This is a genomic window from Parabacteroides sp. TM07-1AC (assembly GCF_003480915.1).
Lineage (GTDB): Bacteria > Bacteroidota > Bacteroidia > Bacteroidales > Tannerellaceae > Parabacteroides > Parabacteroides chongii.
On the sequence record NZ_QUKD01000010.1, the window covers coordinates 155,111 to 169,312 of the forward strand.

Below are 14,202 nucleotides of genomic sequence, written 5' to 3' on the forward strand. Positions count from 1 at the left end.
AATTCATTCATTTTCCTTTATCTTATTATACCCGATTCTCGATAATATCCCCAAAATCACCACTACGATTCCAACCATATAGAGATATGTAAAGATTCCGTGTACATTGTCGTTCTGTCCGTATGAATGCATTCCGCTCAGGAAATAATTCACTCCGAAGAATGTCATCAGGACAGAAGAGAAAGCCACTACCGAGCAAAGGTTAAACAGCCAGTCGCTATACCAGCGTTTTACCAGATGCAGGTGAGTAACGACCGCATACACCACCATCGTGATCAGTGCCCATGTTTCTTTCGGGTCCCATCCCCAGTAACGTCCCCATGATTCGTTTGCCCACACAGCTCCCAGGAAAGTTCCGACCGTCATCAACGCCAAACCGACCCAAAGCGCCATTTCGTTTACGATGGTCAATTCTTTGATACGGGCTTTCAGCAAGGCTGTATTTTTCTTTCCGGCAATACTTGTTAGTACCAGATTGGTCAGTCCGATCAGGCAACTGATACCGAAGAAACCATATGCAGCCACAATAACAGCCACATGGAACATCAGCCACGGCGATTTCAATACGGGAACCAGCGGGTTGATCTCCGGATCCATCCAGTTCAGTCCGGAAACGAACAGGATAATTCCACCGAACAAAGTAGCCAGTGCAAAGGTCACCGTACTGCGGCGCACGAATAACAAACCAGCCAGGACAGTTGCCCAGGCCACATACACCATTGTTTCGTATGAATTACTCCACGGTGCATATCCGCCGATATACCAGCGCATCCCCATTCCATACATATGGTAAGTAAATACGAGCAACACCCCTACCCCCAATATCCAGATACCGAACTTCATCCACTTCTGCTGCTTGAACAGCATAACGAACGAAAGGACCAGCAACAAACCGCCCAGGATCAGATAACCTATCTTACACTGACGGAATACATCCATCTTATTATATTTAAGCTCAGCTTCAATCCTTTTAGCCGAGATATCGAGTGTCTTGTTCTTTGCCTGCTGATACGTGCCGATCATATCGATCACCTCGTCAGCCTTCGACCAGTCACCTTTCTGCAAGGCATCCTGCACTTCTGCCAGATACCATCCCATAATACGGGAAACGAACATGGAGTCTTTCCCTGTAAATGCAGACAGATCGTCACCGGCAGCATACCATTTATGATTAGGATCGTCCTCTTTCGGAAACAGATTCAGCATCTGGTAATTGATCAGCTGATGAAATATATTGATCTGCTCATCGAGTTTAAGCAAGTCTTTATCGAAACGGGTACGCTGGGCAGGCATCTTGTTATAGGCTTCTTCCAGCTTTTCCTGTAATTTATAATCTCCATTCTTATCGAACACCTGCAGATAAGCACATTCACCGTCTGTCAAATCATAATAATTTGCCAGCTCCGGATTGGATAAAGCGATGAAAGGTACACGCATCCACATGTCCGGCATAGCCAGCAGGCTCAACAGGAACTGATCGGAATTTAATTTACCGATCTTATCCGCTTTGTGCAGTTTGCGCAGGATCTCCGAAGAGAATGTATTGATAGGCATCATACGTCCACTATGGGACTGAATGGGCAATGCCCCGAATTTTGCCGCATGTTCCGAAGATACCGCATATTTCTGCACGGCATCCAGCATGGGCGAAGTTTCTTTTTTTGCGTCCACCGATACCGATAAAGCCAGTAACGCAAGGATCATGGTTGCCGATTGAGCAACAGAACGCAGCTCCTTTAAACGACGGCTCAACGCCATAAAACGGGAGTTCTTCCCTACCAGGGAAATAATAAGTCCGATCACCAACAGCAGGTAACCGGTATACGTTATGTTCCGTCCTGCCACATCACGGTTGACGGAAAGTACGGTACCCTGTTCATCCGGATCGTAAGAAGCCTGGAAGAAACGGTAGCCTTTTATATCTAATACGTTATTCATAAATACCCGTTCGCGACGTGTCTGACCATCTACATGTACCAGCAATTCGCTTTCGTAGGAAGACGGGCTGGACGAACCTGGATAGCGGGTCAAAGTAAATTTCTCCAGTTCCACAGTGAAAGGTAAGGTATGGAAAGTAGTCAGATCGCCCTGGCGGACTGCTATCTGATCTGTTGATTCTCCTTCGCGGATATGAAGGATTCCTTCTTCACCGAACTGGAAAGAAGTAAGGGCGCCAAGAAGGATAATAATAAAGGAAGTATGAACGAGCATCAAACCCCATCTGCGGAGTTTTAAATACTGATACTTAACAGCAATGACGAGAAAATTAGCGACTAAAAGAAATTGCAACAAAAAGAATAAAGGAGAATAATAAATCATCGCTTTGGCAGCAGCCGTACCATGATACTTTTCAATAAAAGTGGCAACAGCCAGACCAAAACCATAAAGAAGTAACAAAACGATCGTTGTTACAAAGGATGAGAATATTCTTTCGAGAGTTGCTTTCATTTGATGTTCTAATTAAGTTATGCCGTCAAAGATAAGAAATTTCAATTAAGTGACCCCGGCCTTTCCGGGGCCACCTAATAGATATTATCTATATCTGGGACATATCTTAGGGATTAGTCTTCGATAATTACACGGAAACCTACGTTAAATACACGCTGATACGGATAGTATGCTTTACGTGCATAAGCTGTAGAGAATTTCGGACGTTCGATATATGAACCACCACGAGCCACTTTGTGGTCGGAAGTCAGTTTTGACTTCGGATTATAAGGATAAGGTACATAATCTGAACGGGTCCATTCTGACACATTACCGTGCATGTTATACAAACCGAACGGGTTGGCTTCGTAAACCTTCTCGCCTGTCTGGATCAACTGACCATCGTCTACACCTTCTTCTTTCGGCAGATAAGTATAATACTTATACCACATAGAATTTGGAGACATAGGTTTCGGGTCAACACCACTTACCGCGAACAGTAAAGTAGTTTTGTCAGCCAAGTTCTCATATTTACCGAAGTCTGTATTCATATCACCATACCAGAAATCACTGTTGCTACCTGCGCGACAAGCCCATTCCCATTGTGCTTCTGTCGGAAGCGTAATGTTCAAGCCTGTCTTTTCGCTCAGTTTCTTACAATATTCCATAGCATCGTTGTAGCTTACACGGATAACCGGTTGATTCGGCTCGTTAGCCGGATAACCCTGTACCACGTGGTCTTTCCATAACTGGTCTACGAAACGGCTGTCGTGATCCGGATTGATTACGTTAAACTGCTGGTTGGTTACTTCCATTTCACCCATCCAGAACGGTTTGTCGATCTTCACTTTAGCTGTAGGATAAGCATCCGATTCGCCATTGTAGCTACCCATTACGAATTCACCTGCAGGAATACGAACGAAATTGATCTTCACACCCGGAGCGATTTCCACCTCTTTGCGATTGCTGGTTTCCTTGGCAAGCATGTCTTTGATAGCAGCTTTGTCGAACGGCCAACCTTTAGCCTTCACTTCTTTCACCTTTACAGGAGCCGCCTTTTCAGGCATAACCGGAGTAATCGGACCCTGTGCTTTCAAATAAGAAGCATAGTCAGCGATTTCCTTCTTCCAGTCTACACCCATACCGTTAGCATACTTGTCAGTCAGTTCCTTACGACGTTCGATCTGATCGAATCCCTGGTATGGAATAATTTCCTTACCCAGAACATTGGCATCGAAGTAACCTTTATCAGGAGCGTTATAGTCAATCCAGTTGTACAGTTTCAACCATTCTGCATCTGTCAGTTTCACGTTATGGTGACCTTTCTTCAGGATACGAACCAATTCACTGGTGTTCGGATGATATTCATACGGCTGAAGAACAACCATATCACCTTCACCGCCCTGACGATGTACGTACGGATGGATATTCAAGTAAGAAGTACCATAACCCAGTTTGTCTTTCTTACCGCCGCGCAAGTCGAATGCTTTGCCTTCGCCATTGTGACAAGCGATACAAGCACGATCCAGGATCGGCTGAATTTCCAGGTCGAATGTAAATGAACGAACGCCACCTTCCGGAGCTCTCAAAGGAGCAGCAGCTTTCTGAGAAGCCATTACACGCTTAGGAATAGGAATCTGGTTCTGGTCTTCGTGACAACCGATACAAGAAACCACTTCACCCGGCTGACCAGTTACCCAACTACGCATCCACTGAACAGCAACGCCATCCTTATCGATTGGCTGGATAGAGATCGGTGTATTAGCCGGAACTTTGAAGATTGCTGAACCGTCTTCTTCAACAGGAACAGTACCTAACAAACGTTTGATATCCCAACCACTCTGAATACCATGCCAGTTATGGTCAGAACGAGTCTTCACATAAGCATATTCGTAAGCATGCAGACGAAGCTCCTTTACAGTTCCGCGAGGAATACCGCGCAGACCTTCACCTTCATAAATATCCTGAATAAAGATAGTAGCTTCTTTTTCATTCAACTTCACACGATCAGGAATTGCCGGAGGAGTTTTAGTTTCCTTCACCAGGATCGGGCTGATATAACCTTCACCCTCTGCCTGCATCAAACAAGTTACGTTATCATAGATGTCGACCAGATAAAGTCCCCACAATGACTGAGGATTCAATTTGGCAGCAACCAGGAAATATTTGTCGTTCAACGGAGTCGGTTTTACGAACTGCGGCCATACACCATTTACCAGTTCGTCTTTGATCAGCTCCTGGATAGGACGGTTACGATGAGGAATTTCCTGTACCATACCCTGAACATTCTTACGGCCTTTTGTCGGATCGAAGATAATCAGACGTCCTGAACGGGCAACCCCGTGGTGACCGGAAATGATACCTACGAAAGCAGAGCCATGCCCTGGCAACGGTTGGATATCGAATGTACTGTTCGGGAACATTGAACCGCTACCATACAGTGCTTTGTTCTCCGTTCCGTCCGGGTTCATATGCATTACGATACGAGAATAGTAGTGAGTCAGGTCAGTATATTCCCAACGAGTGTACATCACACGTCCGTTGTTCATAACAACCGGGTTCCAGTTTGCATCCTGGTCGAAAGTCAAACGACGCAGGTTCTTTGTCTGCGGAGTATACAGAACCATATTACCTACCGGGTCATCACCGCTTACACAAGGAACACCCTGGTAACCGATGTTAGAGTTAGCGATAATACGTCCGTCCGGCAGATAAGTACCGTCATAAAATTCCAGATCCGGCTCTTCGTTTTCTACCAGTTTTTTGCAACCTGTTCCGTCCAGCTTCACTTCATATACGTTCCAACGTTTATCGTTTTCACCCATCAAAGTCGTGAACATTACGCGGTCAGCATTCCAGTGCATTCTCAGGTCAGCGATAGAAGCATCAGCTACGATCGGTTTGAAAATGCTCTTCATCTGCATATCGCCACGCAGGTTTGTCAGCTCGATGATCTCTGCATTGAAACCGCTACGACGTGCAGATTCCTGGTTACTCCAGTTATTAGCCTGTGTACCCAGGTCCGGCGCCATTGCCTGACGTGCTCTTGAACCTAATTTATAACGTACAGCGACGATCTTGTCAGCATCCAGCAGCGGGTTACCCACCAGGATAGCCTTTTTGTTTTCCAATGCTTTGCGGGCATCAGCCATTGCTTGTTCGTCACCTTTATAAATACCGCTGAAACCTTTCTGCTGAAGTTTTACCAATTCGTCCAGCATCGGCTGATACTTGGCTGCATCAAAACCTTTCTGCTTGCTCATATCTGCAAATGCCAACTTGATAGCATCGACATTCAGCCATTCCAGGTCACCCTGCAATGCATAAACATCCTGAAGTTTTTCAAACAGTTCCAGATATTTGCGGATCTGAGTATTTACATCTTTCTCGTTGGCGATCTGCTGAACGACACTCTTATAATAAGAACCGTCTTTCAACTTTCCGATCATAGCGTCTACTGCCTGTTTTTCAACAGAAGCATCCGGAGTGATCAGCCATGTATCCAAACCGTCCATCATAGCGCCCAGCATACCGATCTGTTCCGGATATTTAGCGATCAGTTCGTCGCCAACAAATTTCGGAACCACATTCAATGCCTGGAAATACACGCTACCGCCGGAAGAAGTATCGTCGATACCTACTTCAGCTTCAAAGCGAACGTATTCACCTTTAACAGGATAAACCAAAGTTCCGTTTGCATGGCAGAAAACACCGTGTTTGTATTCTTTGCCGGCAATGAAAATCTCATGGTCGTAAGCGTTAATATTCATTTTAGGCTTTGCCCAACCGGCAACACCATATTCGAAAGGAACTTCATCCAACCAAACAGCAGTACCGTCCGCTTTGATCAAACGAGCGTTACCCCAAACAGCCTGGTCGTAATCAGTACCATCGGGACCTCCGGCAGTGATAAGCACCAACTTATCCACGCCTTTCAAATCCACAGCAAAAGGCTCTGCTTTTTCTTTATGCTTCTTCCAAGTGGAAATAACTGGCATATTAGCCTTCTGAAGCTGAGTCTGCAGTTCTGTTTTTGCTTTAATTGATGCATCAATCCAAGTATCCGCCTTCTTTTGTTTCGGACCAGCCGAAACAAGGAAGGATGTGGATAAAAAGAGTGATACTAATAAAAAATATTTATTCATGTATCTTTATTAAATAAGGTAATAACAACTACGATTGAATATCATTAAAGAGAAGCCTTAGGATTTGTAAAACGAAGGCCGTCGTTATCATGGTAACATGCCCATTCGTCAACAATAGCACCTTCCGGACCTGCCATCATGAAGTGGAATGATTCCAGTTCTTTCAAGCGTAATACATCGCCTACATTCTGAACAACAAAGTTTTTGCTCTTGATAGCGCCATGACTTGCAGGAATTGCCGGAGCATTCGGAGTTTCGTCACCAATTACAGAGAAGTTATAAACCCATCCCTTTTCAACCATCCATGATTCATGTTTTGCAGGGAATTTAGTTTTTACGTGAGCGTGTTCAGGGATCATCTGTCCCGGAAGCAGGTAGATAGCGTGAGCAAAATATCCGTGTTCTGCATCGTTGATCCAGAAAATACCGCCCATACCAACGTTTTCAAAGTCACCCAGACCGAAGTCGGTAACCCACATGTCTTTAGCCATCAGTTCTGTGAAAGGTACATCATAAAATTTAAACATGTCTTTCATAGCTTCGATAGCTACTTTCTGATCGAATTTGCCGTCTTTGTAGAAGTCGGCGTTTGTGTACTTCTTAGAATACTTCATTTCCTTATTATTTTTAGTGTTATCACAAGTGCATTGTTCAGGACATTCAGTCGCATCAGCTGTCTTGTTAGCAGTGTTTCCTGTACAAGCGACCATAGAGCATAAAGCCAGCCCCATAGTCATCATTTTTAAGTTCAATCCTTTTTTCATTTTGTTTTTAATTTATGTTAGTAATATTTGCTATTTTTCGTCAAACGGTCAACATCATCCCAAACAGGATTACAACACTGCTATTCCCTCAATCTCTATTAATAATTCATCCCGGCAAACATCAGCCCACATATAAGATATGGGGATATTCAACCCGTATGCATTTAAAAGTCTTTCTGACTCTTCATAGAAAGACTTATCTTTCAGATAGACCCGAAGCATTTTAAGCTTTGCTTCACCTATCAGCTCCGCTATATTCTCCATCGTGATATGAAGCTGACGATCCAGCCCCACTCCTATCAGGCTTTCTTCGCCACGAATGGCAGCCGTACCCGATATATAAACCAACTCACGATCACCGAACGTCATACTTTTGGCACGTTCGAACTTCGGAGTCGTCTTCTTGCAATGAGCTGCTTCCAGCACACCTTCTGAATAAGCATGGGCAGCTACTTGCAATTTGTTATCGATCGGTGTTGCATAGCAATCCGGATTCGAGAACAAGGCTGCATCCAGATCAACCAATATACCTCCCAGGTTTGCACCGATACCTGTTGCTGCCGGGTAGCCGTTCTCCCAAGTCGTCATAGCATAATAGTCGCTACGGGCATTATTGAATATCTGGTAATGCTGGTCTTCCCCATCAAATTTCGTGATCTGCTCGATATAATTCCACTGACGGATGATACTATTGATAGGGAAACCTTCCTTTCTCAACAAGTCGGATACCAGCTTGAACACTTCCTTCGACTGCTGCTCGATACCAAAATTAATAACATCACCGTGGAAACCGCCGGCAAACAAAAAACGACCGCTGCCATTTTCCAGCAACACATACGGGAATGTCCCGATATATTTATAGGTTATATGGTCACCTTCATCCGGTGTATACATATGAGCTTCCAACACCAGCCCACCGTTCAACGGAGGCTGAGAGACATAAGTCAATACCGGCTCATGGTTCCCATAATATTTACGTACCCTCTCACGCAGTATGATACGACGTGAAACATATTGTTCATTATCACTCGGTGTGCCGAAAAAGGCCAACCTGAATATTTGTTTGTCACGCGGTAATTGAGCTAATAGCTTATCTACCATTATTTCAAAACCCGCCTTCTCCGTAGAATAAATGTTATAGTGTATCTTATCGCAATAATTCATCGATCCCTCCTTTTAGAGTGAATTTACATATTCAACCAAAGCCTCAATATCTTTCTTGGACACTTTCTTATCGATTCCATGTTTGTGCACTTCAAAGACTTCTTCCATTGTAGCTGCACGGCCATCGAAAAGATAAGGAGCCGTACGCCAAACTTCCCTTAAAGTCGGAGTATCCCATCCCTTTTCAAATTCAACATCTTCACCAATGCGATGATATTTCATATCTGTATAATAAGGTCCGCTATGACATTCGCCACATTTCAGTTTTTCAAACACCTTGCGTCCTTCTTTTGCCAGATCCGACAGTTCACCATTTACCAAAAGAGGACTTGGTACCGGACGCAATGCTTTCAGATATTCATCCACACAGACGGCATCTTCTTCAGAAATATCAAAGAACTGAATGAAATTATATCCTGCACGTACAGCAATCTCTGCATGGGCACGGATACCGGAGATCATATTCGGAGGTGTCACATGGCTAAACAACATGCTCTTACAATTCTTGGAATTACCAACACCGTCATTCATCAAATCCCAGTTCATACCGTCCGTACGCGCATCACCCGGATGGCAGCCGTTACAGCTCTGCCAGTTCTGGAAACAGTGGGAGGCATCATTGAAATACTTTTCCCCTTTATTGATATCGGATTCAGTACGTCCCGGATTCAGCTCCGTAGCAGTGATTTCCCGTGTGTTTATATCCATCACATTCAGGACATCCGCAAAATAAGTAGGAATGATCAACTTTCCATCGGTAAGTACCATCGAACGCGGACCGTTGCCCTGCAAAGGAATACGTTCGCGAATACCATACAGGAAGTTCAGGTCATAATCCAATACAGCTTTATTGGGATATGCTTCAAACTTCTCACGCAAAGCCGGGTGATCGATCACACTGACTTCGTGCGTTCCCGAATGAGATATATAAATATGGTCGTTATCACAATCGATACTCCAGATACCGGCAGCACCTCTTTCCGGCTCGTCGACAACAACGGCACCGACAAATTCCTGCTTTTCCGTATCAATGATACTGAAAGCACTTGTATTCATCCAGCCCTGTTGCAACTGTGAAGTCGGCACGGCAAAACGTCCGAGGTTGTGAGATACATAAACATACTTTCCGTCCGGTGTAATACAAATGCCACGCAAAGCATTACTACCGTTAGCCAGCTTAATATCTTTTACTTTGGTAAAACCATCCATTTCGATCACGGAAACACAGGCAGCCACATAATCCAGGTCCGCACGCTGTGCCGGAAGGAAATTGGTTACGTACATATATTTACCGTCCTTGCTGAACACGGCGGACTTCGGTTCACGCAATACTTTTACCTTGCGCAATACTTTATGATTGACAGGATCAACTTCCGATACACTGTTATCAAACTGGTTACATACATAAATAGCCTTCTTGTCCGGTCCGAACATCGGATGGCAAGCTCCCGATCCTGTAGGGATAGCAGCTTCTATCCTGCCCGACTCCAATAACAGTATCTGCAGCTTTCCGGTCTCTTCAAAGGTTGTCACATACGCCTTGTCGCCATCAACCAGGATACCGGTCGGTATTTCGTCCATGGGATAAGAATGCAACAATTTGCCGTCAGGAGAAAAAATATCGACCCGCTTCACACCTTTCTCGGTCAGAAACATTTCTCCTTTATTATTCAGTTTTATATCGGTCGTAAAAAACGGAGGATTGTCAGCCGATGCCAATGAGACACAGCAACTGACAAAGCAAGCCATTAACGAAGTTTTTAATATGTATTTCTTAGCTTTCATGGTATGTTGTTATTTTTTTTGTGTTTTACTATATCCTAATTCTCCTGAGATGTTTTGTGCCACCTCCTTGATATTCGCAACCGTCGAACGGAATATCTCTTTTGTCAGCCTGTCTTTGGGTCCGGATATCCAAATCGCCCCACAAGGATATCCTGTATAATTAAATATAGGAGCGCCAACACATATAACTCCATTCAATTCTTCTTCATTATCCATAGCATAACCTAACTTACGGACTTTTTCCAGTTCCTCCAGATAGGCTTCCCGGGTAGTTATTGTCCGCGCATTATACTTCTCAAATGTCATATACGACAAATAACGGTCGCGGACCGTGTTTGGCAGATAAGCCATAATCGCTTTTCCGGGTGCTGAACAATGCAGCTCGAATGGTTTTCCCGGTGATAATACAAAACGGAACGTATGATGTCCCTGCGCTTGTTCTATAAAAATACCCTTTTGATCTCCTAATACACCAAAACAGGCAGTCTCACCCACTTTATCACGCAAATCGCGCAAACAAGGCAATACTGTCTCCAACAAATTATGTTCATTCAACGATCTGAAGCCCAAAGTTAACAATTTTCTCGATAACTTGTATCGCTTTGTGTCTTCATTATAGTTAAGGTAATCCAAACGAACCAATGTATTCAAAATACGGTAAGCGGTAGTCTGTGAAATATCCAGCTTGTTTTTAATATCCTGAAGCGCCTCACCTTGCGGATGGAGCGAAAGATATTCAAGCACCGCTATCCCTTTTTCCAGATTCGGCACCTTATAATTCTCTTCACCTTTTTCCATATTTGGAATAACGCTTTCCATATTTGAAATATTGTTTCAGATTTGAATCAAATATAAAAGAGTCGCGTTAATAAAGCATATATTTGGTGCAAAAATTGGTTAAGTCTGCTGTAAAGCATATTATTTCTTCCTATAACTAGCTACCGCCAGTACATTAAAGAAGAGAGCAAACAAGCATACGATCACAAAATGTCCTGTTAAATCAGTAAACTGGCTGCCTTTCAGGTAAACCATACGCATCACTTCCACAAAATAACGCACAGGATTGAACAAAGTTATATTCTGTGCCCATTGCGGCATACTACTGATAGGGGTAAAAAGACCGCTTAACAATGCAAAGATAATCAGAAAGAAGAAAGCCGTAAACATTGCCTGCTGCTGGGTGGAGGAAATAGAAGAAATGGCTAGTCCCAGACCGGTAAAAGCAATCAGGTAAACCGCCGCAAACAAATAGATGATGCCGATATTACCGACAGGCAACAAACCGTAAACAACCCAGGCAACAATGACCCCGATCGTCAGAAGAATAAAACCGATGATCCAAAAAGGGATCAGCTTCGACAGAAGGAACAGTGTCTTAGGCACTGGTGTCACGTTGATCTGCTCGATCGTGCCTTTCTCCTTCTCACTGACAATGTTCAGTGCAGAAAGGAAACCTCCGATGATAGTCAGCAAAAAGACCATAATCCCCGGAACCATGTAATTCTTGTAATTCAGATGCGGATTGAAAAGACTCGTAGAACGTATTCCACCGGATTGCAAGCCGGAAGTAAAACCTTTCTCCTGATTAAAATCCTGAATGATCTGCGAGAGATAAGAACTTCCCATGCCTCCTTTTGTCCCGTTCACAGCATTGGCGGCAATCAGCACATCCACTGCACCTTCCCGCCCCAGTTGCTGCTCAAAGTTCACAGGAATCTCCAGAAGCAAATCCGATTCGTTGCTTTCGATAGAGGTTATACCCTGGCCGTAACTATCCGAAACATTCGTCAGGCGGAAATAACCGGAAGCAACGACCTTCTCGATCAATTGGGCAGACAGGACAGAATGATCATTGTCTATCACCCCCAGATTGATATTGCGCATTTCAAAATTCGCTGCAAAAGGCAGGATGATCAGCTGCATCAACGGAACCAAAAAGATGATACGAGGCAGGAAACGGTCACGCTTGATCTGCTTAAACTCTTTCTCCAATAAATATCGTAATGTTCTCATAACTTTCTTGTTATAAACGAATCTTAAAACGTTTTACACTCAGAATCACCAGGAATACGACCATAAATAACAATATCCCCACCTCTTTTAGTATAGCCCCGGCACCCAGCCCTTTGATCATGATATCCTTAACGGCTATGATATACCATTTGGCCGGTACGATATTGGAGATCCATTGTAATATATCGGGCATATTCTCTATCGGGAACATCATCCCGCTAAGCAGGATCACCGGCAGCATCAACACCATCGCACTGATCAGCATAGCTGCCTGTTGCGTATCGGCAATCGTAGAGATCAGCAAGCCCAAACAAAGGGAAACCAGTGCATACAGGATGGATACAGCCACCAGGAGGGTCAAGCTTCCGGCAATCGGCACTCCCAACAGGAAATAGGACAAAAAGAGGATTGTTGCCACATTGACTATACTCAGCAACAGATAGGGTATTGCTTTGGCTAAAATGATATAAACCGGCTTCATCGGAGAAACCAGCAATATCTCCATCGTCCCCATCTCTTTCTCCTTTACAATGCCGACCGAGGTCATCAATGCACAGATCAGTATCAGGATCAATCCCATCACGCCCGGTACAAAATTGTAAGCTCCTTTCATTGTCGGATTATAAAGCAGATGAGTGACGGGGAATATTCCAGTTGACAGTTGACGGTTGACAGTTGACAGTTTCTCGTCGCTTCCTATATCTGTCAACTGTCCACTGTCAACTATCAACTGAGCCCTCTCCTGTTGTATCACAACAGTCGCATACGATGTCAACTGGGTCGCTTCATTCGGGTCGGTCGCATCCGCCAGCAGTTGTACTTCCGCATCCGGCGAAGAAGCATATTGGGGCGGAAAAACAATAACCATTTTCACTTTACCCTGCTTGAAAAGCGATTCGGCTTCCGACTGGCTGTCGATCATTTTATAAAGCTCGAAATATTCGCTGGCTGCCAGATGGGCGCCGATCTTTGTCGTAACCTCATCCCGGCTCTGATCAAATATAGCGATCGGCACGCTCTTGATTTCCGTCGTTATGGCATATCCGAAAAGTAATATCTGGACGATAGGCATAACCAGAATGATCAGCATGGTCCGTTTATCACGGAAGATGTGATAAAATTCCTTTTGTATAAAAGATAAAAATTGCTTCATACTATTCTCCTCTTTTCGCTTTTCGTGCCAGGGCATGGAAAACGTCATTCATATTATCGGCATGGAAAGAAGACTTCAGAGCAGCCGGACTGTCCAATGCTTCGATCTTTCCGTCAACCATGACAGATACCCGGTTGCAATATTCAGCTTCATCCATATAGTGGGTAGTAACAAAAACAGTAATGTTCCGCTCTGCCGCCTGATAGATCAGTTCCCAAAACTGACGGCGGGTAACCGGATCGACACCTCCGGTCGGTTCATCCAAAAAGACGACACGGGGCTCATGGATAATGGCTACGGAGAAGGCAAGCTTCTGCTTCCACCCCAAAGGCAGGGCATCGACCAGTGTATTCCGTTCAGATTCCAGCTCCAGTACATAGAGCAACTCATCCGTTTTCTCTGCCAGCTTTTTCTCCGAAAGGCCGTAGATACCGCCATACAAACGAATATTCTCCCATACTTTCAGATCGCCGTAAAGGGAAAACTTCTGACTCATATAGCCAATATGACGTTTAATCTGTTCTGTCTCCTTATATACATCGAAACCTGCGACACGGGCCTCGCCGGAAGTAGGAGTCGACAACCCGCAAAGCATACGCATAGCAGTGGTCTTACCGGCACCATTGGCACCGAGGAAACCGAATATCTCTCCCTCTCCTACCTCAAAACTTATATGGTCTACTGCCGTAAAGTTTCCGAAGCGCTTCGTCAGGTTGTTTGTTTCTATTACGTTCATTATATATCGAATTAA

9 protein-coding genes are annotated in these 14,202 nt (G+C 44.4%); all 9 read right to left on the reverse strand.

Annotated features, from left to right (window positions below; translation table 11 throughout):
- Positions 1-3 precede the first annotated feature (3 nt).
- The gene (gene ccsA, locus DXD68_RS18780; RefSeq protein WP_122363025.1) at positions 4-2,448 is read right to left on the reverse strand and encodes a cytochrome c biogenesis protein CcsA; all 2,445 of its coding nucleotides are present in this window, start codon (positions 2,446-2,448) and stop codon (positions 4-6) included.
- A gap of 113 nt (positions 2,449-2,561) precedes the next feature.
- Complete coding sequence (locus DXD68_RS18785) at positions 2,562-6,572, reverse strand: SUMF1/EgtB/PvdO family nonheme iron enzyme (RefSeq protein WP_122363026.1); 4,011 nt, start codon at positions 6,570-6,572, stop codon at positions 2,562-2,564.
- 44 nt (positions 6,573-6,616) lie between these two features.
- The gene (locus DXD68_RS18790) at positions 6,617-7,336 is read right to left on the reverse strand and encodes a hypothetical protein (RefSeq protein ID WP_122363027.1); all 720 of its coding nucleotides are present in this window, start codon (positions 7,334-7,336) and stop codon (positions 6,617-6,619) included.
- Positions 7,337-7,405: 69 nt separating this feature from the next.
- Positions 7,406-8,500 carry an endoribonuclease L-PSP gene (locus DXD68_RS18795; protein ID WP_122363028.1) on the reverse strand — a complete coding sequence of 365 codons (1,095 nt, stop codon included), beginning with the start codon at positions 8,498-8,500 and terminating at the stop codon, positions 7,406-7,408.
- A 12-nt stretch (positions 8,501-8,512) separates the two neighbouring features.
- On the reverse strand, positions 8,513-10,285 hold the full coding sequence (locus DXD68_RS18800; RefSeq protein WP_122363029.1) for a YncE family protein: 1,773 nt from the start codon (positions 10,283-10,285) through the stop codon (positions 8,513-8,515).
- Positions 10,286-10,294: 9 nt separating this feature from the next.
- Entirely contained in the window at positions 10,295-11,104 is an 810-nt protein-coding gene (locus tag DXD68_RS18805; RefSeq protein WP_122363030.1) for an IclR family transcriptional regulator, read from the reverse strand.
- A gap of 99 nt (positions 11,105-11,203) precedes the next feature.
- On the reverse strand, positions 11,204-12,298 hold the full coding sequence (locus tag DXD68_RS18810; protein ID WP_122363031.1) for an ABC transporter permease: 1,095 nt from the start codon (positions 12,296-12,298) through the stop codon (positions 11,204-11,206).
- Positions 12,299-12,308: 10 nt separating this feature from the next.
- Positions 12,309-13,451 (reverse strand): ABC transporter permease, encoded by a 1,143-nt coding sequence (locus DXD68_RS18815; protein WP_122363032.1) that lies wholly within the window; start codon positions 13,449-13,451, stop codon positions 12,309-12,311.
- Between the two features lies 1 nt (position 13,452).
- Positions 13,453-14,187, reverse strand: a complete 735-nt coding sequence (locus DXD68_RS18820) for an ABC transporter ATP-binding protein (RefSeq protein ID WP_122363033.1) — start codon at positions 14,185-14,187, stop codon at positions 13,453-13,455.
- Between the last annotated feature and the right edge of the window lie 15 nt (positions 14,188-14,202).